The sequence below is a fragment of the Nonomuraea sp. NPDC049625 genome (assembly GCF_040675285.1).
Lineage (GTDB): Bacteria > Actinomycetota > Actinomycetes > Streptosporangiales > Streptosporangiaceae > Nonomuraea > Nonomuraea angiospora_A.
In genome coordinates, this window is record NZ_JBFAOQ010000001.1 from 602,545 (window position 1) to 627,098 (window position 24,554).

General features: G+C 70.4%; 22 protein-coding genes. 9 read left to right on the forward strand and 13 right to left on the reverse strand.

Translation table 11 applies throughout. The features are described from left to right. Positions 1-127 precede the first annotated feature (127 nt). Positions 128-1,267: a S8 family serine peptidase gene (locus tag AB0J87_RS03030; RefSeq protein WP_363962388.1), complete on the forward strand. Its 1,140-nt coding sequence runs from the start codon at positions 128-130 to the stop codon at positions 1,265-1,267. A gap of 118 nt (positions 1,268-1,385) precedes the next feature. Next, on the forward strand, positions 1,386-3,530 hold the full coding sequence (locus AB0J87_RS03035; protein ID WP_363962389.1) for a protein kinase: 2,145 nt from the start codon (positions 1,386-1,388) through the stop codon (positions 3,528-3,530). 58 nt (positions 3,531-3,588) lie between these two features. On the opposite strand, the gene AB0J87_RS03040 is transcribed toward AB0J87_RS03035, so the two are convergent. The 3 genes from AB0J87_RS03040 to eccCa are packed head-to-tail and all read right to left on the reverse strand — an operon-like array spanning position 3,589 to position 9,001. After that, positions 3,589-4,683 carry a transglycosylase SLT domain-containing protein gene (locus AB0J87_RS03040; protein ID WP_363962390.1) on the reverse strand — a complete coding sequence of 365 codons (1,095 nt, stop codon included), beginning with the start codon at positions 4,681-4,683 and terminating at the stop codon, positions 3,589-3,591. Continuing rightward, positions 4,680-5,015 (reverse strand): hypothetical protein, encoded by a 336-nt coding sequence (locus AB0J87_RS03045; protein WP_350731418.1) that lies wholly within the window; start codon positions 5,013-5,015, stop codon positions 4,680-4,682. The genes AB0J87_RS03040 and AB0J87_RS03045 overlap by 4 nt, the downstream gene beginning before the upstream one ends. Further along, positions 5,012-9,001 (reverse strand): type VII secretion protein EccCa, encoded by a 3,990-nt coding sequence (gene eccCa / locus AB0J87_RS03050; RefSeq protein WP_363962391.1) that lies wholly within the window; start codon positions 8,999-9,001, stop codon positions 5,012-5,014. Before eccCa ends, AB0J87_RS03045 begins: the two co-directional genes overlap by 4 nt. A gap of 101 nt (positions 9,002-9,102) precedes the next feature. On the opposite strand from eccCa, the gene eccD reads away from it, so the two are divergent. Further along, the gene (gene eccD / locus AB0J87_RS03055; protein ID WP_355190607.1) at positions 9,103-10,584 is read left to right on the forward strand and encodes a type VII secretion integral membrane protein EccD; all 1,482 of its coding nucleotides are present in this window, start codon (positions 9,103-9,105) and stop codon (positions 10,582-10,584) included. Positions 10,585-10,656: 72 nt separating this feature from the next. Here the strand turns inward: eccD and AB0J87_RS03060 are convergent, their stop codons facing one another. Beyond that, entirely contained in the window at positions 10,657-11,091 is a 435-nt protein-coding gene (locus tag AB0J87_RS03060) for a YbaB/EbfC family nucleoid-associated protein (RefSeq protein ID WP_363962392.1), read from the reverse strand. A gap of 111 nt (positions 11,092-11,202) precedes the next feature. On the opposite strand from AB0J87_RS03060, the gene AB0J87_RS03065 reads away from it, so the two are divergent. The 3 genes from AB0J87_RS03065 to AB0J87_RS03075 are packed head-to-tail and all read left to right on the forward strand — an operon-like array spanning position 11,203 to position 13,189. Then, complete coding sequence (locus tag AB0J87_RS03065) at positions 11,203-11,529, forward strand: hypothetical protein (RefSeq protein ID WP_350731426.1); 327 nt, start codon at positions 11,203-11,205, stop codon at positions 11,527-11,529. Then, positions 11,529-12,698, forward strand: coding sequence for a hypothetical protein (locus AB0J87_RS03070; RefSeq protein ID WP_363962393.1), 1,170 nt, complete (start codon positions 11,529-11,531; stop codon positions 12,696-12,698). Before AB0J87_RS03065 ends, AB0J87_RS03070 begins: the two co-directional genes overlap by 1 nt. A 50-nt stretch (positions 12,699-12,748) precedes the next feature. Further along, positions 12,749-13,189, forward strand: a complete 441-nt coding sequence (locus AB0J87_RS03075) for a YbaB/EbfC family DNA-binding protein (RefSeq protein ID WP_355190613.1) — start codon at positions 12,749-12,751, stop codon at positions 13,187-13,189. Positions 13,190-13,234: 45 nt separating this feature from the next. Here the strand turns inward: AB0J87_RS03075 and AB0J87_RS03080 are convergent, their stop codons facing one another. The 6 genes from AB0J87_RS03080 to AB0J87_RS03105 are packed head-to-tail and all read right to left on the reverse strand — an operon-like array spanning position 13,235 to position 17,524. Further along, entirely contained in the window at positions 13,235-14,572 is a 1,338-nt protein-coding gene (locus tag AB0J87_RS03080) for a hypothetical protein (protein ID WP_363962394.1), read from the reverse strand. A 22-nt stretch (positions 14,573-14,594) separates the two neighbouring features. After that, complete coding sequence (locus tag AB0J87_RS03085) at positions 14,595-15,008, reverse strand: hypothetical protein (RefSeq protein ID WP_363962395.1); 414 nt, start codon at positions 15,006-15,008, stop codon at positions 14,595-14,597. Then, positions 15,005-16,438 (reverse strand): hypothetical protein, encoded by a 1,434-nt coding sequence (locus tag AB0J87_RS03090; RefSeq protein ID WP_363962396.1) that lies wholly within the window; start codon positions 16,436-16,438, stop codon positions 15,005-15,007. The genes AB0J87_RS03085 and AB0J87_RS03090 overlap by 4 nt, the downstream gene beginning before the upstream one ends. Further along, entirely contained in the window at positions 16,438-16,818 is a 381-nt protein-coding gene (locus AB0J87_RS03095) for a hypothetical protein (RefSeq protein ID WP_355190621.1), read from the reverse strand. Before AB0J87_RS03095 ends, AB0J87_RS03090 begins: the two co-directional genes overlap by 1 nt. A 34-nt stretch (positions 16,819-16,852) precedes the next feature. Further along, the gene (locus AB0J87_RS03100) at positions 16,853-17,164 is read right to left on the reverse strand and encodes a WXG100 family type VII secretion target (RefSeq protein ID WP_350731440.1); all 312 of its coding nucleotides are present in this window, start codon (positions 17,162-17,164) and stop codon (positions 16,853-16,855) included. 18 nt (positions 17,165-17,182) lie between these two features. Continuing rightward, on the reverse strand, positions 17,183-17,524 hold the full coding sequence (locus AB0J87_RS03105) for a WXG100 family type VII secretion target (protein ID WP_185070891.1): 342 nt from the start codon (positions 17,522-17,524) through the stop codon (positions 17,183-17,185). Between the two features lie 256 nt (positions 17,525-17,780). Here AB0J87_RS03105 and AB0J87_RS03110 point away from each other — a divergent pair, with 256 nt between their 5' ends. Further along, on the forward strand, positions 17,781-18,857 hold the full coding sequence (locus AB0J87_RS03110) for a hypothetical protein (RefSeq protein ID WP_363962397.1): 1,077 nt from the start codon (positions 17,781-17,783) through the stop codon (positions 18,855-18,857). Between the two features lie 32 nt (positions 18,858-18,889). Next, positions 18,890-19,723, forward strand: coding sequence for a hypothetical protein (locus AB0J87_RS03115; RefSeq protein ID WP_363962398.1), 834 nt, complete (start codon positions 18,890-18,892; stop codon positions 19,721-19,723). 293 nt (positions 19,724-20,016) lie between these two features. Here AB0J87_RS03115 and eccB read toward each other — a convergent pair whose 3' ends face one another. The 3 genes from eccB to AB0J87_RS03130 form a co-directional block, all read right to left on the reverse strand. Then, complete coding sequence (eccB, locus tag AB0J87_RS03120; RefSeq protein WP_363962399.1) at positions 20,017-21,432, reverse strand: type VII secretion protein EccB; 1,416 nt, start codon at positions 21,430-21,432, stop codon at positions 20,017-20,019. Positions 21,433-21,731: 299 nt separating this feature from the next. Next, the gene (locus AB0J87_RS03125; protein WP_363962400.1) at positions 21,732-21,854 is read right to left on the reverse strand and encodes a hypothetical protein; all 123 of its coding nucleotides are present in this window, start codon (positions 21,852-21,854) and stop codon (positions 21,732-21,734) included. A gap of 353 nt (positions 21,855-22,207) precedes the next feature. After that, on the reverse strand, positions 22,208-23,566 hold the full coding sequence (locus AB0J87_RS03130) for an alpha/beta hydrolase (RefSeq protein ID WP_363962401.1): 1,359 nt from the start codon (positions 23,564-23,566) through the stop codon (positions 22,208-22,210). A gap of 322 nt (positions 23,567-23,888) precedes the next feature. On the opposite strand from AB0J87_RS03130, the gene AB0J87_RS03135 reads away from it, so the two are divergent. Next, a complete protein-coding gene (locus AB0J87_RS03135; RefSeq protein ID WP_363962402.1) occupies positions 23,889-24,470 on the forward strand; it encodes a helix-turn-helix domain-containing protein in 582 nt (193 codons plus the stop codon). Positions 24,471-24,554: the final 84 nt, after the last annotated feature.

The window sequence follows — 24,554 nt, forward strand, 5'->3', positions numbered from 1 at the left end:
CGAAGCCGAAGCCAGACCGATGCCGATGCCGGACCGAAGCCGGACCGGCGCTGATTCGGGCCTGATTCGGTGCTGATTCGGGCAGGCCCCGCCGCCGCCCGAATCCGGCAAGCTACGCTTTTCCCCCATGATTGGTCGCGCCTTGGTGGCGAGCGTGCTCGCCCTGCAGGTCCCGCTGGCGCCCGCGGCCGTGAGGGACGAGTGCCGGCCGCCCAGGGGCACCATGCAGGTGGGCGAATCCTGGGCGCAGAAACGGCTCGACCCCAAACGCGTCTGGTCGCTGTCCACCGGCGCGGGCGTGAAGGTGGCCATCGTCGACAGCGGCGTCGATCTGCAGCATCCGCAGATCCGCCTGGCGGGCCGGGCCGACCTCACCGGCACCGGCTACCGCGACTGCGTGGGCCACGGGACCGCGGTGGCGGGCATCATCGGCGCCCAGTACATGCAGGGTGTGCTCTTCTACGGCATGGCGCCGGGCGCGCGGCTGCTGTCGTACAAGCAGACCGCCTCCGAGCGGAACGGCGACCCCGAGCTGCTGGTCAAGGCCATCAAGGCGGCGGCGGACGAGGGAGCCAAGGTCATCAACGTGTCGGTCTCGACGAGCGACCTGCCCGCGCTGCGCGAGGTGGTGCAGTACGCGCTCGCCAAGGACGCGGTGATCGTGGCCGCGGCCGGCAACGTCACGAAGGAGGACGGGACCCCCGTACCGGCCTATCCGGCCGCCTATGAAGGGGTGCTCGCGGTCGGCGCGGCGGGCCCGAACGGCATCCTGTCCAACTTCTCCAACGTCAAGACCCCCGTCGCCGTGCTCGGCCCCGGCCAGGGCATCACGTCCACCTGGCCCGGCCGCTCCTACTTCAAGGACCTCAACGGCACCAGCTACGCCGCCCCCTACGTCGCCGGGGTGGCCGCGCTCGTCCGGGCCCGCTTCCCCAAGCTGGACCAGGCCCAGGTACGCCAGCGCATCATCGCCACCGCCGACGGAGCCACGGGCGGCGGCAAGGGCGCGGGCATGGTCAACCCGATGCTCGCGCTCAGCGCGATCCTCCCGTACGAGCCCGCCGGCGCCCCCGTGGTCGCGCCCCCTCCGCCCAGCCCGCTCGCCGCGGAGGCGGTGGCCAAGGTCCCGCCCGTGGACCACGACGCGATCGACCTGGCCCTGATCGTCGCCGGGTCCGCGCTCGGGCTGGCGCTGCTGGTGGCGATCGCCCGCGTCATGATCCCGATGGGCCGCCGCAGGGGCTGGCGGCCCGGCCGCCCGGAGTGACTCGGGCTGCAAGGAAACAAAACGGTGAATTGTCGGGTACGGCCCGAAACTTCTGATGCTGAAGTGAAAGATCTGGTTCAATGTGTCCAGATCATGCTTTGCCGTGAAAGGTTTAGTCATGCACGCTTTGCGCCCTGGTGATCCCGAGCGGATCGGCGATCTCAGCATTGTTGGCCGGCTGGGAGAGGGGCCGCGGGGCGAGGTGTTCCTTGGCCGCGAGTCCGAGGACGCCCCCATCGTCGCGGTGAAGCTGCTCCCGGCGGAGCCGGACGCCGACGCCGACGCGCCGGTCAAGCACCTGGCAGCCAAACAGGTCTCCAGCTCGTACGTGGCCAGGGTCCTGGACGCCGGAATGCACGAGGACCGCCCGTACGTCGTCAGAGAGCACGTCGAAGGCAAGAGCCTGGCCCAGGCGGTGGCCGACGACGGGCCACTGACCGGGGACGCGCTCGAGCGGGTCGCGGTCGGGGTGCTGACCGCCCTGTCGGCCGTCCACCTCGCCGGCCGTTCGCACAAGTCGCTCACACCCCACAACGTGATCCTCGGCCCCGAGGGCCCGCGGGTCACCGACGCCGGGATCGGTGAGCCGGTGGGCGAGATCGCCTACCAGGCCCCCGAACAGCTGCTCGGCCTGCAGTACGGCCCCTACGCCGACGTGTTCGCCTGGGCGGCGACCATCGCGTTCGCGGCCACGGGCAAGGCGCCGTTCGCCGACCGTGACGCGGTGCTGACCGGCGAGCCCGAGGTGGACATCGAGGCCGAGCCGGTGCGCAGGGTGGTGCTGGCAGCGCTGTCCAAGGAGGTCGGCAAGCGGCCGACCACGTACAGCGCGCTCATGCAGCTGCTCGGCGGCAACGCCAAGCCGCCCGCGGCCCAGCAGACCGCCATCGAGGGCGTGCCGATCCAGGGCATCCCGATCCCCGGCGTGCCCGGCCAGGGCGGTCCCGTGCCGCCGCAGGACACGCTGGTCGCCGGGCCGCCGATGCTGCAGGACGGCCCGCCGCCCGTCCAGGGTCCGCCGTTCGTGCCGGGCCCGCCCATGCAGGGTCCCCCGATGCAGGGTCCGCCCATGCAGGGCCTGCCGGTGCCGCATCAGCACCAGTCCGAGACGCCGATGTGGGGCCCGCCGGAGCCGGACCAGCCGCCGCAGCACATCAGGCTCGAGGCCGTGCCCTCCGGGGCCGCCGCCCGGCCGCGCCGTGGCTTCCCGCTGGGGCTGGTCGCCGGGGTCGCCGTGGTCGCGCTCATCTCGGTCCTGGGCCTGTGGGGCGCGAACAGGTACGTGAAGCTGCAGCAGGTCAACCCGGCCTCCATGGCGCAGGCCAACGCGGACGAGATCCCGGTGCCCGCCAGCGCCCCGGCGACCACCGGCCCGCAGGGCACGGACCCCCTCGGCGGCGGCGCCGATCCGCAGCAGACGCAGCCCGAGGCCACCGTGCCCTGGGGCGCCACGGCCGCCCCGGACGACTCGGGCGTCGGACCGCTGACGCTGCCCACCGAGTGGTCCTCGACCTCGGCCGCGCCCCAGGTGCCCGAGCTGACCACCGTGCCCACGACCCCGGCCGCGATCCCGACCCAGCCGGTCCCGACGCAGCCGGTCCCCACGGCCACGCAGCCGGCCGCGAACAACCCGGCCGAGTCGACGCCGACGCCCAGCAAGACGCGGCACGCGAAGCCGACGGCGACCGTCACGAAGACGGTGGACAGGACGCCCACGCCGACGCCCACGCCGACCGAGGAGCCCACGAAGGAGCCGGAGCCCACCCCGACTCCGACCAGGGAGCCGACGAGGGAGCCGGAGCCCACCCCGACTCCGACGAAGACGACGGCCAAGCCGACTCCGACCCCCACGAAGACGACGCCCAAGCCGACGCCGACCAAGACCACGGCCAAGCCCACGCCGACCCCCACGAAGACGACGCCCAAGCCGCCGACCACGAACCCGTACTCGCCCACCCAGGTGTGCGGCTCCGGCTTCTCGGTCCAGCGGTCCAGCCCGTTCGGGGGCGGGGTGACGTACCAGCTCTGGAACAACGGCACCGGCCAGAACTGCGTGGTCACCATCAAGACCACTGACATCGGCAAGAAGACGCCGGTCAGCGCGACCCTGGAGGTCCAGGGCGGCGGCAGCCAGACGGACTCCGGCAGCTTCGAGTACTACGCCGGCCCGGTCAAGCTGCCCGCCAGGGGCAAGTGCGTGCGCTTCTCCGGCAGCGCCGGTGGCACGAGCACCAGCGCGGCCTGGGGCAGCTGCGGAGCCTGAGCGCCCTTTCGAAAGACGGATGGGCCCGGATCGCTGAGATCCGGGCCCATCTGTCGTTTCAGTAGCCGACGTAGTCCAGGCCGCGCTTGGAGTTGACCACGCCGGGCACGTTCGACACCGAGCCGTAGCGCGAGATCGCGTACCGCACGCCCGCGATGATGTTGTCCACCGGGTCGTAGATGTTCTTGTGCCCGGCCAGCGAGTACGAGCTGAACGTCGGGTCGATGGTCTGCATGAGGCCCTTGGACGGCGTGCCCTTGGCCGCGTTGGAGTCCCAGTTGTTGATCGCGTTGGGATTCCCGCCGGACTCGTGCTGGATGATCATCCAGATGTCGCTGGCGTTCATCTTCGAGGCCGGCACGCCGTTCTTCTCCAGGACCGCGATGGCCTGCTCGATCCACTGCTTGACCTGGCCCGTCGGCGCGGGCCCGCCTCCGGCGGGCGGGGGGCCGCTGGGGCCGTAGCCCCCGAAACCGGACGGGCCGCCGCCGCCGGGCCCGTTCCCGCCGGTCCCTTGCAGGGTGGTGCGCGGCTGGTACTCGGGATCCGGCTCCCATTCGATCTTCCGCCCGGGCGCCGGTGTGAACTCCTGCGTGGAGACATCCGGGATCGCGTGGAAAGTGAGCGTGCGATCGTCCAGGAACCCGTTGATGTCCTTCTTGGCCTTGCTGACCGCCTTGTTCGCCGAGTCCACCCACGGCTGGGCCTCGGTCTTGGCCTGGTCGACCAGCTTCCTCAACCCGGGCTCCACGTCCGCCTCCTTGGCGTCGGGGTGCTCGCGGTAGTAGGTGGTCCTGTAGGTGGCGGCGCTGGTGGTCAGGTCCCGGCAGATGGAGCTGATCTCGGTGTGCGAGGTACGCAGCGCCGAGGCGGCGGCCTCGAGCGAGGACGCGGAGTTGGACAGCGCCAGCTTCAGGTCCTCGGCCGCGGTGCCGTACTTGCGCATATAAGTGGCGAACTGGTCGGAGGAGCGGCCCTTCCAGGCGTCGTCCACCGCCTGGACCGCGGCCCCCAGCGCGCCGTCGAACTCGTTGACGTCGCCCGACACGCTGCGCCAGGCGGTGGCGATCTTGTCGATGGCGCCGGGGTCGCCGGTCACCTTGTTCAGCATGGTGTCGAGCGCGTCGCCTCCGGGCAGGTGGGCGACGCTCATGAGGTCGCCCTGTGCGCCTTGCGGATGTTCTCCTCCACGTTGCTCAGACCCCGCTCGACCCCGCCGAGCTTCCTGCGGGCCTGGTCCATCTCGCCGATCACGGCGGTCCAGACGCCGTTCGCGGCCGTGGCCAGCGTGCCGGAGTCGTCCAGGTGGCCGAAGGTGGTGGCGGCGACGGCGGTGCGGTTGTTGTGCGGCTCGCCGCGGTCGTCGTAGGTGAGCTTGCCGGGGTTGCGTTCGTTCAGCGTCTCCTCGTACTGGCCGGCGGCCTTGTGGATGGCTGTGCGGCACTTGTCCAGCGCCGAGAGGTAGATCTCCAGATCGGCCATCATTCTCCCCGTGTCTTTTCCGCGTCCAGGTATGCCGTCTGCGTCAGGCGCGCGCCGTATCGCCGGTCGACCAGGAAGCCGCGGCCCGGCGGCAGTGTCTGAGGCCGTACGTTGCCGAACAGGTAGCCCTCGTCCTTGTTGCCGGACATGAGCAGCGCCGGTGTGGCCATGTCCTTCATGCGCTGGATGACCGGGTCGAACATGGCACGGCCCGCGCCGCCCATCTGGCGGGCCAGCACGACGTGCAGGCCGATGTCGCGGGCCTGCGGCAGCAGGTCCACCAGCGGGTGCAGCGGGTTGGACGAGGTCGCGACCAGGTCGTAGTCGTCGACGATGATGTACAGGTCGGAGCCCTGCCACCAGCTGCGGTCGCGCAGCTGCTCGGGCGTCAGGTTGGCCGGGGGCAGGCGGCTCAGCAGGGCGCCCTTGGCGTCGTTGATCAGGTCGGCGGCGGCCGCGCTGGAGGCGGCGTAGCCGATGCGGTGCGGGGTCACCGCCGAGTCGAGCAGCGCTCTGCGGTAGTCGATCACGATCATCATGGCTTCGCTCGGCTGCTTGCGCGCCACCAGCCCCTCGGAGATGAGCCGCAGCAGGTTCGACTTGCCGCTCTCGTTCTCGCCGAAGACCACGAAGTGCGGGTCGGCGTCGAAGTCGAGGGAGACGGGCGCCAGCGCCGCCTCGTCGATGCCGATCGGGATCCGCTCCCGGTCGTCCGGCAGCGCGGAGACGGGCAGGACGGCGGGCAGCAGCCTGACCCGCGGCGCGGGCGTGCCCTGCCAGGAGTCCCGTACGGCCTGCACCAGCGAGCGAGCCCCGGCCGCGATGTCCGTGGAGTTCTGCACCCCGTCGATCCTGGGTAGCGCGGTCAGGAAGTGGAACCCGTCCTTCGTCAGCCCCCGGCCCGGCGCCGCCTCCGGCACGGCCAGCGCCTTCTTCCTGCTGACCTCCGACTCGTAGGCGTCGCCGAGCTTGAGCTCGATCTTGGTGCCGAGCAGGTCACGGATGCTCGGCCGGAACTCCGACCACTTGTTGGTCGCGGCGACGAGGTGGATGCCGTAGCCGAGCCCGCGCGCCGCGATGTCGGTGATGGTCGGCTCCAGCGAGTCGAACTCCTGCCTGAGCGTCAGCCAGCCGTCCACGACCAGGAACACGTCGCCCCAGCCGTCGCCCTCGATCGCGCCCTCCGCGCACAGCTGCCGGTAGGAGGCCATCGACTCGATGCCGTGCTCGCCGAAGTCGCGCTCGCGCTGCTCCAGGATGGCGCCGATCTCGGCCACCGTACGGCGTACCCGGTCGCCGTCGAGGCGGGTGGCCACGCCGCCGACGTGCGGGAGCCCTTCGAGCGAGGCGAGCGCGCCACCGCCGAAGTCGAGGCAGTAGAACTGGACCTCGCGCGGCGTGTGCATGAGCGCCATGCTGGCCACGAGCGTACGTACGACGGTGCTCTTGCCGCTCTGGGTGCCGCCCGCCACCCCGACGTGTCCGGCGGCGCCGGAGACGTCCAGCCAGAACGGGTCACGGCGCTGCTCGAACGGCTTGTCGATGATGCCGATGACGGCGTGCAGCTGGCCCCGGCCCTGCCAGCCCGCGGTCGTCAGCCCGAACTCGGGGGTGACGGAGAGCGGGGGCAGCAGGTGCGCCAGGGTAGGCGGCTCGGCCAGCGGCGGCAGCCAGATGCGGTGCGCTCCCGGGCCGTGCCCGGCCAGCCGGCCGACCACGACGTCGAGCAGGCTGCGCTGGTTGCCGCCCGCGGGCTCTTCCTGCTCCGGCTGCGTCGCCAGCTGGACGGGCTTGGTGATCTCGGGCAGCGGCATGTAGGTGGGGCCGTACTCGACGACCTCGCGGATCGCCGCGGTGCCGTCGGGGGCGACCGTCTGCGCCGGGTCGTCGTGGTGGGCGCCGGAGACGTAGGCGGCCTTGAACCTGGTCATACCGGTCGTGTCGAACTTCAGGTAGCCGTTGCCCGGCGCCGACGGCAGCTCGTACGCGTCCGCCACGCCGAGCACGACCCGGCTCTCCATGGCGGAGAACGTCCGCAGGCCGATCCGGTAGGACAGGTGGGTGTCCAGGCCGCGCAGCCGCCCCTCCTCCAGCCGCTGGGAGGCCAGCAGCAGGTGCACGCCGAGCGACCGGCCGAGCCGCCCGATCATCACGAACAGGTCGATGAACTCGGGCTTGGCCGACAGCAGCTCGCTGAACTCGTCCAGCACGATGAACAGCGTCGGCATCGGCCGCAGGTCGGCGCCCTGCTCGCGGGCCCGCTCGTAGTCGCGCAGCGAGGCGTAGTTGCCCGCCGCGCGCAGCAGCTCCTGCCGGCGCACCATCTCGCCGTGCAGCGCGTCGTGCATGCGGTCGACCAGGGGGAGCTCGTCCTCCAGGTTGGTGATGACGGCGGAGACGTGCGAGAGCCCCTCCAGGCCGAGGAACGTCGCGCCACCCTTGAAGTCGACCAGGACGAAGTTGAGGATCTCGGAGGAGTGGGTGATCGCCAGGCCCAGTACGAGCGTGCGCAGCAGCTCCGACTTGCCGGAGCCGGTCGCGCCGATGACCAGGCCGTGCGGGCCCATCCCGCCCTGCGCGGACTCCTTGATGTCCAGCTCGACCACCCGGCCGTCGCCACCCATGCCGATGGGCACGCGCAGCCGGTTGCGGCCCGCCCTGGGCTGCCAGGTGACCGCGGGCGAGAGCCGGCCCGGGTCGCCCACGCCGAGCAGCTCGGTCAGCGTGGTGTTGGTGCCGAGCAGGTCCTGCGACTCGCCGCCGGAGCCCGCCGAGGCCCGCAGCGGCGCGAGCTGCCTGGCCAGGCCCTCCGCGCGCGCGTAGTCCAGCTTGTCGGGGTCGCCCAGCCGGGTCGTGGACCGCTTGCCCGCGTGGTCGATCTTCACCATGTGGAACCCGTCGGGCTGGATCTCCAGCCGCAGCGTGCTGGCCTCCTCGACCGGCCCCGTCGTCTCCGACAGGTCGATCACCGTGACGCCCTGGATGGCGTCGCTGCCGAGCTGGGAGTCGTGCGGCACGTGCCCGCCGTCCACGATCACCACGTGGTACGGCAGCGCGTCCGACGCCGTTCCCGGACGGAACCTGGCCCGCTCCTTCAGCTCGTCGCCCACGAGCTGGTCGAGCTGGGACAGGTTCTCACCCATCAGCCGCACGTGACCGGCCGCGTCCATCTCCTCGGGGTGCAGCGCGTGCGGCAGCCACTTGACCCAGTCCCAGTGGGGCATCGACTCCTTGCCGGCGCACACCAGGACCCGCATGTCGTCGGGGGAGTGGAAGGTGACGAGCTGGGCGATGATCGCCCGTACGAGGCCGCGTACGGCCCGCGGATCCCCGCTGAGGTGGATCCGGGCGAAAGAGTTGAGCGCCACCGCCACGGGCAGCTCGGACACCGTGGAGTGGGCCCGTACGAACCTGCGCAGCGCGCCGGCCGTCAGCGCGTCGAGGTCCTCGACCGGCTTGGAGTCGGGCGGGATGAGCTGCACGGCCAGCTTCTGCACGCCGGTGCCGAGGCGTACCGTGCCGAAGTCGTCGTCGCGGGGCCTGCGCTCCCACAGGCGCGGCCCCATGGCCACCCACCAGAGCGCTTCGGGGGCGGGGCCGCTCCACTCCAGTGCCTCGCGCTGCTGGACGGCGGCCTTGCGGACCCTCTTGCGGATCTGGGAGAGGTAGCGGAAGTAGTCGCGGCGCAGGCCGTTGAGGCGGTTCTTGCGCTCGCCCGCGTTGCGGCCGAACTGGCCGACCGTCATGCCCAGCATCGAGACCGCGAACAGGCCGCTGGCCACGTACATGATGGGGTTGGCGTTACCGCCCGCGGTGAACATCAGCCCCATGGCCGCCCCGCCTGCCAGCATGGGGACGTACATGAGGACGCCGGTCATACCGGCGGGCTGCACCTCGGGGATCTCCGGCGGAGACTCCAGCAGGATTTCCCCACGCGGTGGCTGGGGGCTGGGACGGCGTTCAGGACGCCGAACAACAACAATGCTCACTGACGGGACAACCCTCCTGTCACCTGGAACACTTTCTTACCAGACGTGCCATCCCTATATGTTCGGCATGTCGGATTTCGTCAGCCAGACCTGGAGTGGCCGTGACCTCGCTCGCCCACCAGCCGATGCAGCCCATGCGGCCGATGCCGCCCGGGCCGCCCGGGCTGCCGCCGACGCATCCAGGCGCTCAGCCGCAGATGCGCGCGCCGGTGGCGCCCTTGTGCCACGTCACGATCGTGGCCCCGCGCCGCCGCGTCGATCTGGCGCTGCCTGCCGACATCCCGCTCCCGCACGTGCTGCCCGGCCTGCTGCGCGCGGTCGGCGAGGCCGGCGGCGACGCGGCCGGACCGCCCGGCTGGGTGCTCCAGCGGCTCGGAGGCGCGCCGTTCGACCTCGGGCAGACGCTCGCGTCCCTGGGCGTGCTGGACGGCGAACTGCTCTACCTGCGGCCGCGCGAGCTCACGCTGCCGCCCGCGCTCTTCGACGACGTGGCCGACGTGGTCGCCACGGGCGTCAAGGACAGCTCGGGCAAATGGGAGGCCCGCCACACCCGGGCCATGGGCGCGGGCGCCGCCGCCATCATGCTCGCGCTCGGCGCCCCCGCGCTGGTGCTGTCCGGCAGCGCGCCGCTGGGCGTGACGGTGGTCGCGGGCATGCTCGCGCTCCTGCTGATCGGCGTCAGCGCGGCCCTGTCCAGGGCCGTCGGCGACTCCTCCGCGGGCGCGCTGATCGGCTACGCGGCGCTGCCGTACGCGTTCCTGGCCGGACTGTACGGCCTGGTCAGCGGCTCCACCCTGGCCGGGCTCGGCGCCCCGCACCTGCTGGCCGCGCTGACCTGTACCGCGCTGGTGGCCACCATCGGCGGCACCGTGGTGGCCGACGGAGTCGCGGGTTTCCTCGGTACGGCCATCGCGACCGTGGCGGGAGCACTCGCGTCCGCCGCGGTCATGGTGTTCGCCCTGCCCGCGGCGGGCGTGGCGGCGATGACGGTGACGATCCTGATCGCGTTCAGCCCGCTGATCCCCACGCTGTCGTTCAGGATCGCCAGGGTGCCGCTGCCGGCCCTGCCCACCAACGCCGAGGAGTTGCGGGCCGACAACCAGCGGCTGGACAGCGAGGGCGTCCTGGCCCGCACCGCGCAGGCCCGCCGGTACGCGACCGGCATGGTCGTCGGCATCGTGCTCACCGCCATCGGCGCGATGGCCTTCCTGGTCACCACGCCGACCTGGATGGCGGTCTCGATGACCGTCGTGCTCTCGCTGGTGCTGCTGCTGCGCGCCCGCGTCTTCCACGGCCTCGGCCAGCGGCTCTGGCTGCTGGGCACCGGCCTGGCCGGGCTGATCGCGGTGGGGATCGAGCTGAGCGCGGGCGCGGGCACGGTGGCCGCCGCGGCCGTCGTGATGGGCGTGCTCTGGCTGGCGATGCTGGTCGTCGGGCTCGGCCTGTGGCTGCCGTCCGGGCGGCTCTCGCCGTTCTGGGGGCGCGCGGGCGAGATCGTGGACGTCATCCTGCTGATCGCGCTCTTCCCGCTGGCGCTGGGCGTCCTCGACGTCTACACGTGGATCCGCGGCCTGGCGGGCTGACCGCCTCGCCCCGCTTTCGACGACCCGCTTTCGACGACCCGCCGAGGCGGCCCGGCGGGCCGCCTCGGCAGGTCAGATGTCGCGGGGGTCCTGCTCGCCGAGCCGCCGGAGCCGGTCGTTCCGCTCGGCGGTCTCCGCGCCGAACATGTCCTGGAACTCGGCGAACTGCCGCTGGATCTCCTCCAGCCCGATGATCTGCGACTGCGGCACGGCCAGCAGCTCCTGGGCCTGGCGCCCCTGGTCCTCCTGCGCCTGGCGCACCGCCTGGACGACCTCCTCAGCCAGGGTCCTGACGTCCAGCCGCAGGACGCGCGGCGAGAAGACCACGTTCTGGAGCCGGCCGTCGGCGTCCACGACCGCGGTGGTCAGGCCGCTGCGGCTCTCCCCCTTGCCGGTGATCAGCTGCAGCTCGGCGGCGGCCGCGGCCAGGCGCGTGAGCTCGCGCTCGTTGTCCCGCAGGAGTTTGTCCACGTCGTCGTCGGTGTAGTCCATGACACGCCACGCCATCGGCGCCGGGTTAACTGGAGGCGATCACAGGCTGGCGGGCCGCTGAATCGATCATGAAGATCGAGGCAAGTGTGCCACTTAGTAGCGATATGTGGACAAGAATGCCGATTTGTGGGGCAACAACAGGGTAAAACGGGGCAAGAGATCTACGTCACGTCCTCCACCATCGCGCACACGCGAAAGCGCGTCGACGAGGAGCTGCATCCGAACGTGGAGTTCATCCACGGGCTCATGTCGTACACGGCCGTGGGCGGCCTCGGTTTCGGGGCGATCGGCGGCGTGATGATCGGCGGCGCGTACGAGGAGTTCCGCCGCTGGGCGGACACCACGTTCACCGAAATGGAAGACGCCGTGGAGAGCTGGTCGGACGCCCTCGAACGGGCCAGGCGCAACTGGCGCGCGGCCGAGGAGGCCAGCATCGTGAGGTACCGCGGCTGATGGGCACGCCAGATCCCTGGGGCGGCGCTCCGGACCCCTGGGCGCACACCCAGACCCCGCCGGCCACCCAGGCGCCTCCTGGCAATCCCTACGGCACGCCGGCCCAGCCGGGCGCCCCGGACCCCATGGCGCGGGCGGCCACGCCGCCGCAGCCGGCCGCCCCGGATCCCTGGGCGCACACCCGGCCCCCGGCGCCGGGCCAGCCGGTGCCCGCCAATCCCTACTCCAACCCGTACGCCACCCCGAATCCCTACTCCACGACGCCCACCAGCCCGCGCCCGTACCAGCCGCAGCCCAGGCCCGTTCCCGGCAACCCCTACGCCCAGCCCGTCACCCACACCCCCCAGAACTACGCCGCCAACGGCGCCCAGCGTGCGAACCTGGGCGCAGGCAGGTTCGGTCCGGCTCCGGAGATGAACGCGGCCCGCTCGTCCTTGCCGTCGCTGGGGGAAAAGGCGCTCAACATGCTGAAAAGGGCGGGCAAGCTCGCCCTGGGCCTGGCTCCCGCCATCGCCATCTGCGGCGGCATGCTCGCCAACGAGCCGGGCATGGCCCAGGCGGTCAGCGTCTGGCAGAGTGGCATGGCCCAGCGGCTCGACGGCGGCATGAAGAACCTGCTCCCGCAGCTGCGCGACACGGCCAAGGACGGCTGGATCGCGATGGACCGCGACGAGTTCGACCGGGTGCTGTGGACCTTCCAGCGCGAGTCCGAGGTGCTGCGCAACGTTCTGAACACGGGAGGCAGCTCGCTCGACGAGGTCGCGGCGGCCTACCGGAGTTTCTGGACCTGGGTCCTGCGCACGTCGGCCGCCGCGCTCGGCCTGCTCATCGCCGCCAAGGCGCTGCAGCGGGTGCCGCAGAGCTCGGTGTGGGGGGTGCTGATGGAGAAATACATCACGGCCGAGGTCAACATCGCCACGCTCTTCCTGGCCACCTCGCTGGCCAGCACCCTGAAGGAGGGCGGCGAGGTGCTGTCGACCATGGTGAAGCGGAACCACCAGTGGAACTACATCACGCCGGCCGGCGAGGCCGCGGTCAACTTCAAGTCGATCGAGATCGACGCCAAGAAGTACCCCTCCTTCTCGGAGCCCGCCAAGAAGAACGGACTGCCCCCGCGCTACCAGGACTTCGACTGGATCGAGCCGAAACGGGAGATCTCCAAGCCCTGATGGATAGGGTGGTGAGAAAAGCGGCTTCTGCGTCTTGTGGGGTATGAGGGATGATCGAGCGGGAATTCGGCGCGCTGGACATCGACCGGATCCTCCGGAACGCCGACCAGCAGATGGCGCGGGCCGGCGAGTTCCAGCAGGTCCTGCAGGACCTGACGGGCCACGCCCAGGACGAGGACGGGTTCGTCATGGCCGAGTGCGGCAGCACGGGGCTCAAGGAGCTCGTCCTGCACCCCAAGGCCATGCGCCTCAACTCGGCCGACCTGGCCGAGCGCATCAAGGTCGTCATCGCGGAGGCCAACGCCGACCTGCAGCGGCGGATCTCGGAGGAGATGGGCAACGTCTTCGGCGAGGAGAACAACCCCATGCGCTTCGCCCAGAACCCCGAGGGCGGCCTGGAGCTGGTACGGCAGGCCGAGGCGGCCTACAACCGCACGTACGAGGACCTCATGGGAGAGCTGGACAGGATCCGGCAGCGCATGGAGGGCTGAAAAAGCCCGGCTCACGTGGCGTGAGCCGGGCTTTCTTGTTCTCTGTCAGCCGATGCGGTCGGGGCCGGCCTGGTGCGCGGAGGACCAGATGTCCCCTTCGGGGTCGTAGATCTCCCGGTTGCGCTCGCTGCTCTGGTCGCCGCCCGCGCCCATGCCGCCCGGCGGGTACGCCATGAGCCCCGTCCCCGAGGCCCCCGGCCCGCCGCGGAGCACCGACGGAGCGGCCCCCGACGCCGAGCCGCCCGCGCCGTACCAGGTGCTCGGGCCGCCGCCGCTCTGCCCCGGAACCGGGGAGAACGGGGTGCTCGTCGGCACCTGCGTGGTGGGGTTGGTGAGCACGGTGGGCGTGGACTGATGCGGGTAACCCGTGGTCGGCGGCGTCGTCGTGGTGGTGGGGAAGTTCGGGTTTCCGGCGTCGGCGAGCTGGGTCTTCGGCTGGTCTGCGCCGATCACCGGAGGCACGCTCTGGTCCTGGTCCCCGGGCTTCTGCGGCGAGCCGCCGGTGCCCGGGCCGTTGCCCGGCTGCTGGGGGTTGTTGGGGTCCTGGGTTCCCGTGGACGGGTCGTCCTGACCCTTGCCCGGGTCCTGGCCCGGATCGTCGCGCCCCGGATCCTGGTCCTTGCCGGGGTTCTGGTCGCCCTTGCCGTCGGTGCCGTCGGAGCCGTCACGGCCGCCGCCGGTGCTGCTGCCGTCGGAGCCGGACGAGCCCTTCGAGCCGTCGCCCGTGCCGTCGCCCGTCCAGTACCTCGTCTCGCCCGACGGCGTCTTCGTGCCGCTGCCGGGGTCGAGGGGCTGCTGCTTCTGGGTCTCCACCACCATGGGCTGGATCTCGGGCAGCTTGAACGCCAGGCCGTCGGCCATCTGCGCGTTCAGGTCGTTGATCTTGTTGTTCAGCTGCTCCAGATGCGCCCGGGCCGCCGAGTCCACCAGATACCCGGCGGTCCCCAACTGCGGGTTGAAGTTCGTCGTCGGCTCGTTGTCGACGTTGGTCGTGGTGCTGAGGGCGGTGGGCCCGGGCATGGTCGTCTTGGACGTCCTGAGCTGCTGGGCGTACTCGACCATCGGCTTGCCGGTCTTCTCCATGGCGTCGCCGAGCGCCGCGGCGCTCGCGTGCAGCAGCCGCAGCGCCTCCAGCGCCGTCGTGGCCCCTTCGCCGCGCCAGACCTCCGCGAGCTCCTCAGCGGCCTTCAAGAGCGTGCCCTCGAGCCCGCTCTTGCCGTGGACCAGACCGGCCGCCTTGACGTAGCTGTTGCCGGCGCTCTCGATGCGGTCCGGGTCCGTGGCCTTCAGATAGGAGACGATCTGAGCCCTGGTGACGAAGATGCCCGGCTTGCTGTTGCCGAGGTAGTCATAGAGCCTGATCGGCTTCCACTCATCGCCCATCTACGCCATCCTTGCCGATATCTCACGCACTGCTGTCCCGCTGCCCTTTTTCGTAGTTGGAGACGGCCCGTTCGACCGCCTCGGCCCACTTCTCGACATAGTCGATGAGCTGGCTGTAGCTCTCGCCGAACACCTTGTACGCCGACTCGAAGTTGGCGCCGAAGTTGCTGGCCACCTCCCACTTGCCGGTGGCCTCCGGTCCGACGTTGCCCAGACCCTGCACCTCGCCGATCGTGCCGGGGCCGCTCCACGTGGCGCTCATCGACGGCTGCGGGTTGCCGTGCACGGAGCCCAGGTTCTTGCGCAGCCGCGAGACGACGTCCCTGATCCCCTCGTGGTCCGCGTACTGCCCGCCGCCGTTCCCGCTGAGCCCTGGGAAGTCCTTGGCGAGCTCCAGTCCCGGGGGCGGCGAGTCGTTGTCCTTCGGAACGCTCACGCCTTGCCTTTCGAGTCACCCTTGATGGTGTGGTTGGTCGTCGTCACGTCGCTCCTGAAGAGGTCCTCGTCCTCCAGGAGGTACGTGGTCCGTACGATCTCCTGCTGCTCCTGGCCGCCGCCCCGGCCGCCGGGCGCCGCGACCGCCGGGACCATGGAGGAGCCGCCGCTCAGACCGCGCAGGCCAGCCGCGCTCACACCGTTGCCCGCGCTCGCGCCCCCACCACCGCCGAAGCCGCTTCCTCCCGTGCTGGGGCCGCCGTACGGGCTGCCGATGCCCGTGGTGGGCAGGCTGGTGGACGGGCCGGACAGCGACGGATCGGGCATTCCGGCCAGGGTCGTCGTCGGGCGCCCGGCATTGGGGTCCTGGGAGCTGTTCAGGTTCGGGTTCACGTTCGCATTCGCATTCGCGTTCGCGTTCAGGGCGTTGGAGGGGTCGGTCAGGCCGGGGATGTTGCCGGCGCCGTTCTGGCCGTTGCCGCCGATCCCGTTCTGGCCGTTCCCGATTCCCGAGCCCACGGTCCCGTCCGTGCCGTTGGGGAACGTGCTCGTCGGGTTGTTCGTGGTGTCGATGCCCGGGATCTGGTGCCGGTTGGGATCCTGCATGCCGTCCTGGTTCAGGCCGGCCGTAGGGTCGAACGTCTGGTTGAGGCCGGCCGGGATGTTGCCGCCGATCCCGGTCTTCCCGCCGAACGGGCCGGTCGGAACGTTCGGCGACAGCGCCATGAACTGCGGGATGTCGGTCTTGAGCTCGGCGGGGAACACGTCGTTGTTGAGCTTGGTGTCCTGGCTCAGCAGCTTGATGGCCTCGGCGGCCTTCTTCCTGTCCTTCTCCTCCTTGGAGTCGCCCCAGAGGTTGGCGAAGGGAAGGTCGCTGATGAAGCGGGTGATACCGCCGACGAGCACGCCCACGCCCGCGCCGATCACCACACCCGGCACGGCTCCCACCCCGCCGAAGAAGGAGCCGATGGCGGCCCCGGCCACGCCGCCCGTGACGGCGGCCTCACCGAAGTCGATGTCACTGCCGGGGTTGTCGGGCACGTCTCCCTTGGCCGCCGACAACGTCCGGGCGTGGACGATGAGCGCGGGGGCGACACCGTGCGGGTTCTTCGGGGGGTTCTTCGCATCGACGGGCTGGTCGCTGATCGTGGTCGAGATGTCCGCCGCCGCCTCCCGCAGCCTGCGCAGCTGCTTCTTGACGGTCTTGGCGTCCTCGCCCGCGGTCCAGGACTTGTCCAGCTCCCGCAGATGCTTGTCGATCACGTCGACGAGATGGTCGAGCCGTGCCTTGGCTTCGAGGAACTCGGCCGCGGCCTGGCCGATGAGCTGGGGCTTGTTCTTGGCCAGCGTGTCGCGGAGCAGATCCAGCGTCGCACCCTCGAACTCGATGCTGCCGATCTGGCCCCTGATAGCCGCCTGGTACTCCGCCATCAGACCTGCATCGCCTTCGACCGGCCCTCGCTGTCCACCTCGGCGCCGTCGTAGTTCTGCAACGCCTGGTCGAGCAGGCCGATGACGTTCGCCACCTGGCCGGTGATGTTCGAGTAGGTGCTGGTGACGGTGGTGATGGCGTTGGTGGTGCTCTGACGGAAGCCCATGGCCGCCGGCCAGAACCCGCCCAGGGCGTCGTAGTCGCCGCTCAACTGCTCGACGGGACCGGAGCCCGTGAAGATGGCCTGCACGGCGCCGCTGCCGCCCGTCTTGCCGGCTTCATGGCCGGGGTCCAGCATGGCGAGGGCCTCTTCCAGGTCCGCCTTGGCCGCCTTGATCGCTCTCCGGCTGAGCTCAACCCCGCCGTTGTCGCTGCCCATGTTCCCCCTCTGGAGTCGGCCCCCGCGCTACGCCTTACTTGCCGTCGAAGATCTGGGAGTTGATCCTGTCGACCTGCTGCATGTTCATGTTCGTGACGTTGATGTTCTTCTTCATCAGGTCGATGAACTGCGACATGTCGTTGGCCTCGCGCTCCCAGAGCTGCCTGACCTCGTCGAAGACGGTCTTGGCCTCGCCCTGCCAGATCGCGCTCTTGGCCAGCAGGTCCCGCTCCAGGTTGTCCAGCTCGGTGACCATGTCGTTGAACGCCTTGGCGAAGTCGGTCTCACCCTGGCTGAGGCCGGAGTAGTTGACCTTTGTAACGTCGAAGATGTCTTCCGCGGGCATTGCGGCCTCCCCTTGCTGCTAGCTGAGACGCGAGTCGAACTGGACGTTGATCATGTTGGCGATCTGGTTCATCGCCTCGGTCCGCTCCTGGTTGAACGCCTGGTAGTTCTTGTTGCTCGTGCCGATGTTCTCCGCCAGGCGGCGCAGGCTGCCCAGGATGACGTCCATCCGCTCGTGCCACTTCTTGTGGACGGCGTCGAACGCGGCCTCCGACTGGCCCAGCCAGTGAGCCTTGAGGCTGATGCCGGCCTGGTCGAGCTGCTGCTGGATGCCGCGCAGGCGCTCGGCGGCGTCCTCGATGCGGGTGACAGCGGCGATGAGATCGGATTCACTTACTTGAGCCTGCGGTTGTGCCCCCACAGTCCCTCCCTTGCTGGTCGGCTGACTCCCAGCCGACTACTGGAGTCGGCCCGTTTGGTCACATTAGTGAACATCCATCACTAGCGTCGCATGTGATCACGTTAATTTTCCATATCTTCGAGGCGGATGGTGGGTGTATTGACAGAATGTAGGCATTTGGGCCCTTGCTCCTGGTGAGTGGTAACAGGCCGTATCTGTCTGTACGGCACATGTGGGGCTGGCGTAACGTATGGGCCGTTCGTGACAAGGGGGGCACGTGGCCGAGGACAGCAATCCCTACTCGAGCGCCCTGAACGGGCTCGGCGGGCTCGGCGGCGGCGCCGTCGACCCGCGTACCAAGGATCCCGACTTCTCGATGAAGTACTCCAGCGTCAACACGCTGGGGAAGAACGTGGGCAGTTACGGCGACGACCTGACGTCGATGAGTCAGAAGACCGGCGCCATCGACATGCACCAGTTCACCTTCGGCGTGATCGGCGGCGGGCTCAACGTGGCGCATCGTTCGGTCCGCGACAACGCCGTCGAGGCGCTGAAACAGGCCAAGGAAGTGCTGGACTCGTGGAAGCAGGCGATCGCCGACGCGGCCGCCAACGGCAAGGACGCCGAGGAGGCCAGCAAGGCCGGCAAAGGCCCCGGCGGCCCCGGCGGGCCGGGGACCGGTGGCCTGCCCAAGAGCGGGCTGGGCGGCCTGCCCAAGGGCGTCAACCCCGACGACCTGAAGATCGACAAGCCCTCGACGGACATCCCGAAGCCGGACATCCCTGGGTCTGACATCCCGAAGCCGGACATCCCCGGGTCCGACATCCCGAAGCCGGACATCCCCGGGTCCGACATCCCGAAGCCGGACATCCCGGGCTCCAACATCGACCAGCCGAAGATCGATCAGCCCAAGATCGACCAGCCGAACATCGACCAGCCCGACATCAAGCAGCCGGACGTCAAGCAGCCCGACCTGAGCGCCCTCAACCAGACGCCCAAGACCAACCTGGAAGGCATCAACCCCAGCCTGCCGACCTCGACCACGCCGCAGGTCCCCAGCACCCCCGGCTACGACCCGCGCGCCTCCGTGCCGCGCACGTCGGTCGGCGTGCCGGACAGCGGGGTGGGCTACACCGCCGGCGGCGGCTCGCCAGGTACGAGCCCGGGCGCGCCGGGGAGCATCGCCCGCGCACTGAACAGCGGGACGCCGCTCTATCCCATGACGCCCGGGATGGGCGGCGGAGCCGGCCAGGAGGAGAAGGACCGCGAGCGCGGTCCCCACCTCGGCGAGGACGAGTCGGTCTGGGAGACGGACGAGGACATCACGCCGGCTGTGCTCGGCAGGGAGGAATAGGCGAGCAGGTGGCTTACGAAGCGGATGTCTGGATGTTCCGCAGTGCCTGGGCGGCCACTGCGGCGGCGACGATCGTCATGCCGTACGCGGCGCCCATCCTCGGGCTCATGAGCCTGGTGATCGCGGACCCGGCCGAGCAGAGCCGGGCGGCGGACCAGTGGAACGACAAGACGCCGGTCAACATCGGGCAGGCCGACAACAAGGACTGGCACCCGCCGATGGCGGCGGGTGCGAAGCCCGCGCAGCAGTCCCCGCTCCTGGCCCCGGCCGGGAACTCGGGGGGCGCCAGCGACCTCGCCTACCTGCGCGGCGAGCTGAAGCGGATGGCCAAGGAGATCGGCGACAACAGCGACTGGGCCGGCCGGGGTTACGCGTCGTTCGTGCAGAAGGTCAACGAGCTCGACGCGCAGCTGGACAAGCTCGACAACAACCGCGTCGCCTGCGGGGAGACGCTCAAGTGCTCGGCCACCGCGTTCCACGTCGTGGCGGTGCTGTGCGACGTCATCGCCGGCATCCTGACGGTGATGGCGGGGATCGTGCTCGCCGTACGTTTCATCCCAGGGGGGCAGGCGTGGGAGGCGGCGATCATCCGCGGGGTGATGAGCATCTACAAGTGCCTGCAGACGGTCTTCAAGAACCACTGGAAGCTCGTCATGAAGGTCACCCTCTACCTGGGACTCGCGGGGACGGCGTTCAACCAGTTCACCAAGGACCTTCCGTTCCTGAAGGCCATGCCGTCCACCGGCGCGCCCAACCTGGTGAACGCCAGCGCCATCTGGGACCCCAGCAAGGCGGACATCGTCAAGAACCCGACACCGCAGATGCCCAACGTGGACGACTCGATGATTCCGGAGTTCGGCTTCTAACCCGGCCCCGACCCCGCCCCTGCCGAGCTGCCGGGAGCCCGGCTGCGCATCACCGTGCCGCCGGGAAACCGGCTACGGCGCTCGTGTGGCTGACCGAGGCCGGCAGCCGGACGCCCACCGTGCCGGCCCGGCCCGCTCCTCGGAGAGGCGCACGCACGCGAGCCCAGACGCAGACGCAGACTCGAACTCGCTCCCGAACCGGACCCGAACACTCCTGAACCCGGATCCGAATCCATCCCCGGAGCCAAACACTCCCGAACCCATCCCCGGGACCGAACCCACCCCCGATGGGCCTACCGGCTGCCGACGGTCAGGGGCACCATGGCCGCGGCGGGATCCAGCGCCGGCCCCTGCGGAATGGCGTGCATGATGTTCGTCGGCACAGGCGCGATGTCCGCGGCGTCGTACCCGAGCTTCGCCAGCACGTCAGCCGACGGGACCGGATAGCGCACCCCCTGGTCACTGATCAGCGCCAGCGTCCCCGCCACCGCGCCGAGCTGGCCCTCGCCGGGCAGCACCCCGGCCACCACGGCGCTGCCCGGCGGAAGCAGCACCTGGTCGAAGCGGTCCTGTACGCCTGAGCTCGACGGCGTCGGAATCGTGACTCTGCTGCCGACCGTCACCTTGGCCACGACCGAGCCGGCCGCCGTGTTCGGATAAACCGAGCAGAGCGGCGTCGTCCCGGACACGTTGATCGCCTTGGGCATGGTCGTCGGCAGGGTGGGGTCCATGACGTTCTGGCGCGAGGGCGAGGCGTTGGCCGAGGCCGCGTCGATCTGGATCTCCCGCGCCACCCGGTTGCCGTACGCCTTCTTGATGTTCGGGTCCTCCAGCAGCAGCCTGGCCTGGACGGGGGAGATGGGCGCCAGGCCGTCGTTGAGCAGCACGTACCACCGCGCGGCCGTACCCGGCATGGCCGGGACCACGAACACCTGCCCCACCGCCGCCGTGACCTTCCCGTTGGCCCGTACCTTCCTGCCGAGGTTCGCCACGTTCGGGCCCCTGAAGTCGTGGCCGACGGGCAGCGCGTTCAGCCATGCCGCCGGCACCTTCCTGGGCTGCGCGTTGAGCGCCCGCACGCCGTGCTCGTTGACGCGCATGCGGCGATTGCCCCAGATCACCCAGTTCTGCTGCCCGTCGGAGACCACCATCGCGTCCCCGCCCACGGGCCTCCCGCCGAGGTCCGTCCCCCCGACAAGGGTCGTGTACGGCTTGCGCCCGCCCGTGCTGTCGGGCCCCTCCGCCACGCACACCGACCACGGCGCCTTGACCAGCTTCTTCCGCTCGGGCAGCGAGTCGGGCGCCCCGGAGATCCCGATGAGCGGCCCCCGGGCGTACCCGGCCAGCGAGGCGGCGCTCACGCTCCGGGTCGTGATCTCCCCGGCATCCAGCACGAGCCTGGCCGACACGTAGTTCGCCACCGGCAGCAGCCGCCGCTGCTGCTGGCTGTAGATGAACTTCGCCCCGCTCTCCTCCTCGACCAGCAACTGCCCCGGGTCGGTCAGCTTGGTCGCGTTCCCGGGCCGCACCAGCCCCCAGATCCCGAACACCGCCATCACCAGGACCCCGATCAGGATCCCGCCGAACGTGGCGACGTTCTGCCGGCGCATGGGGGACTCGGGGACATCGGGCTCGGCCTGCAGGAGCGCCATGCCAAGCCTCTGCTGCATCAAGCGGTGTGCCTGATAGAGGTCCTTCTTGGTCTGCACAGCGCCTCCCCGCGTCAGAATCCGCGCATCAGCATAAACGCCTCAAACCCCACCCGCCCCAATCCCCCCAATTCCCACCCCCTCTCACCCCTTCACCCACCCCACCCCCAACTTCCACCCCACCACCCCATCCCACCCCTCCCGACTACCCGCCCCACCCTCATCCGGCCCACTGCCGCCCCCAGCGCCTTACCACGGCCGCCCACCTCGCGGGTTCCACCTCCGCCAATCCATCCCGGCACTCTCGCAATCCATCCCGGCACGCGCGGCCACCGCCCGCCTGGGGCTTCGGGCCGCCCTCAGCCCGCCCGCTGCCAGCCCCAGCGCCCTGCGACCACCGCCCACCTCGCGGTGTCCAGCGCCGCCACCCCGCCCAGCGCCGCCACCCCGCCCAGCGCCGCCACCCCGCCCAGCGCCGCCACCGCCCAGCTCGCTCAGCCCGCCTTCAGCGTCACCCCAGACCGGTCTCCGCGAACCACCGCTCGGCCCGCTGCCTCCAGCTCACGCCCCCTCGCAGCTTCCACCCTCGCCAATCCATCCGAGCGCTCCCGACCACCGCCCGCCCGGGGCTTCCGCCCACCTTCATCCGGCACGCTGCCGACCCCAGCGCCGTGCGACCACCGCCCGCCCTGCGACCATCCCCGCCAATCCACCCCAGCCCTTTCGATCACCACCCGCCCGGGGCTTCGGGCCGCCTTCAGCCCGCCCGCTGCCGGCCCCAGCGCCCTGCGACCGCCGCCCACCGCGCGGCTTCCTCACCTCGTCGCCCTGCCGTTTACGGGAGGAGCAACCCCCAGTACAGCGCCCACGGAACGAACACGACGCCGCCCGCCATCAGGAGCCCAACCCGCACCCTCTCGCCGACCGGAGCGGACCGGGGCCACCGTACGAAGGTCAAGACGGTGCCCACGACGGTCGCGATCGCGAGAGCCTGGAGCGCGAGCCAGATGAGAGGCCGCTCCGCCACCAGAGGCCCCGGCGAGGCCAGCTTCCCGCCAGTCATGATCGAGTAGAACAGGTAGAGGAACGCGCCCACGACCACCGCGAGCCCACCGGCACTCACCAGCCACGCCCCCTTGACTGGCACCGCCTCACCCTGCCCCGCCCTGTCGACAGACGACCCCCTGCCACGCCGCCGGATCCGGCGTACCAGGGCCACCACCGGATACCCCCCGAACGCGACCAGGAACAACACCAGCGCCGCGCCCTGAACGCCCGCCGACTCCCACCACTCGGCAGGCGGCACCGCCACAGTGTCGTCCGCCTGGACCGGCGCGGGCCCCGTCACCTGCGCCACGGGTGCCCGCCCCGAGGTCGCCTCTCCCACCCAACTGCCGACCAGTTCCGCATAACCAGGAGCGAGCTCGGGCAGCCGTGTGACCCCACCATCAGGCGTCCGATGAGCGGCATGATCGGCATCCGCGAAGAACCGGAACGTGTACTGCCGGTTTCCTCCCTTCTCCAAGGCCTTGGCGAAGATGGGCGGCGTCTCCCGGGGTGGCGTCAGCAGGTCGTGCACGCCCCAGATCCCGAGCACGGGCTGCCGCAGGCTCGCGATGACCGGTTCCGGATCGTAGTAGGGCTCGGGAAACATCCCGGCGTCCGTGATCACCCGGTACATCGTGGGCTCGGCCCGATCGACGAACGACCCGTGCACCCCCGCCTTCCGCAACCCTGCCGCCACCGCCCAGGTCTGCTGCCGTAGCGGCTGCAGCGCGTTGGCGCCCACCACGATCACGAACGAGATGTCCTTGGACCGCGACGCCGCCAGCGGCGCCACCCATCCACCCTCGCTGAGGCCCCAGATCCCGACCTTCGCCGGATCGACCCCCGGTTGCCGCCGCAGCGTCTCTACGGCCCCCAGGGCGTCGTCGGCCAGTTGCGAGTACGACCTCTCGAACAGCGAATACCCCTCGGAACGCTTGTCGTAGATCAGCACCGACAGTCCTTGGCGGGCGAACGCCACGGCCTCGCCCAGCAGCTTGTTCCGTTTCGTCCCGGTCCCCGCCCCGTGCACCAGCACAACCCCGGCCCGCCCGCTCTGTGCCCGCACCGGACTGATCACGCTGCCGTGCAGCACCAGCCCACCACTTCCTCGGAAGCTCACCTCGGCGGCCGTCAGGTCGTCGGGCACGTCCAGCCCTCCATCGGGCCCGGCATCGGAGCGCGCCCCGACTCCACCTCCGAGCTGCCCGGCCCCGAGGCCCCGCTCCCGGACGGCCTGTCCGGCGACGTGTTCGGCCGAGAGTCCGACCGCTAAGTGTTCCGAAGGAGTGCTGGACGCAGCGGGTCCCACGGAAGTGCCGAGCAGTGAAGAACCACCAGAGGGTCCGGCCGCCAGAAGCGCGGCGGCGACGACCGCAAGAATCTTTTGCATATCGCCGAACATACTCTGCAGAGAAGTCTCGGCAAAGAGAAGTCTGCAGATATCGTTCGGGAGGACTACCCTCCTCCTCATGAAGGAGGACGAGACGAAGAACGACCACGAGCCGTTCATCCTCGACGACCCGGACAAGCTCAAGGCCCTGGCCCATCCCATGCGCCGCCGCATGCTGACCCACCTCAACATCCACGGCCCCGCCACCTCCACCACGTTGGGCGAGCTGCTCGGCGCCAAGACCGGCACCACGAGCTACCACTTGCGCCAGCTGGAGAAGTACGGCTTCATCGAGGAGATCCCCGAACGCTCGTCCGGCCGCGAACGCTGGTGGCGCCGCGCCGAGATCCCCAGGGACATGCGCTTCCCCAACCCCGACCAACTGGCCCCGGAGGACCGCGCGGTCCTGGGCGAGTTCCTGAGGGTCGGGTTCGAGGAGGACCGCGCCCTCATGGAACGCTTCCCGGCCGCCTACCGCGCCGCCCCCGACTGGGCAAGGGGCTCAAGGGGCCTGGCCCGCATGACGAAGGAGGAGCTGAACGAGTTCTACAACGCGTACATCGCGCTGCTCCTCAAGTACAGCCACCGGTCGGAGGACGCCCCTCCGGACGCCCGCCCCGTCTACGTCCGCTTCTTCACCCTCCCCGCCGACGAGCCCTGACCCCCACGCCCACATGGCCTCATCCGGGCTCACCCGCCCACACAGTCCCACCGGCCCACACAGCCCCCACCCCACGGCCCCACC

What these genes read in the sequence shown, in the direction of transcription:
- AB0J87_RS03030 (WP_363962388.1), top strand. Translation starts at nt 128, where the DNA reads ATGATTGGTCGCGCCTTGGTGGCGAGCGTGCTCGCCCTGCAGGTCCCG.
- AB0J87_RS03035 (WP_363962389.1), top strand. Translation starts at nt 1,386, where the DNA reads ATGCACGCTTTGCGCCCTGGTGATCCCGAGCGGATCGGCGATCTCAGC.
- AB0J87_RS03040 (WP_363962390.1), bottom strand. Translation starts at nt 4,683, where the DNA reads ATGAGCGTCGCCCACCTGCCCGGAGGCGACGCGCTCGACACCATGCTG.
- AB0J87_RS03045 (WP_350731418.1), bottom strand. Translation starts at nt 5,015, where the DNA reads ATGATGGCCGATCTGGAGATCTACCTCTCGGCGCTGGACAAGTGCCGC.
- AB0J87_RS03060 (WP_363962392.1), bottom strand. Translation starts at nt 11,091, where the DNA reads ATGGCGTGGCGTGTCATGGACTACACCGACGACGACGTGGACAAACTC.
- AB0J87_RS03070 (WP_363962393.1), top strand. Translation starts at nt 11,529, where the DNA reads ATGGGCACGCCAGATCCCTGGGGCGGCGCTCCGGACCCCTGGGCGCAC.
- AB0J87_RS03075 (WP_355190613.1), top strand. Translation starts at nt 12,749, where the DNA reads ATGATCGAGCGGGAATTCGGCGCGCTGGACATCGACCGGATCCTCCGG.
- AB0J87_RS03080 (WP_363962394.1), bottom strand. Translation starts at nt 14,572, where the DNA reads ATGGGCGATGAGTGGAAGCCGATCAGGCTCTATGACTACCTCGGCAAC.
- AB0J87_RS03090 (WP_363962396.1), bottom strand. Translation starts at nt 16,438, where the DNA reads ATGGCGGAGTACCAGGCGGCTATCAGGGGCCAGATCGGCAGCATCGAG.
- AB0J87_RS03095 (WP_355190621.1), bottom strand. Translation starts at nt 16,818, where the DNA reads ATGGGCAGCGACAACGGCGGGGTTGAGCTCAGCCGGAGAGCGATCAAG.
- AB0J87_RS03100 (WP_350731440.1), bottom strand. Translation starts at nt 17,164, where the DNA reads ATGCCCGCGGAAGACATCTTCGACGTTACAAAGGTCAACTACTCCGGC.
- AB0J87_RS03115 (WP_363962398.1), top strand. Translation starts at nt 18,890, where the DNA reads ATGTTCCGCAGTGCCTGGGCGGCCACTGCGGCGGCGACGATCGTCATG.
- AB0J87_RS03135 (WP_363962402.1), top strand. Translation starts at nt 23,889, where the DNA reads ATGAAGGAGGACGAGACGAAGAACGACCACGAGCCGTTCATCCTCGAC.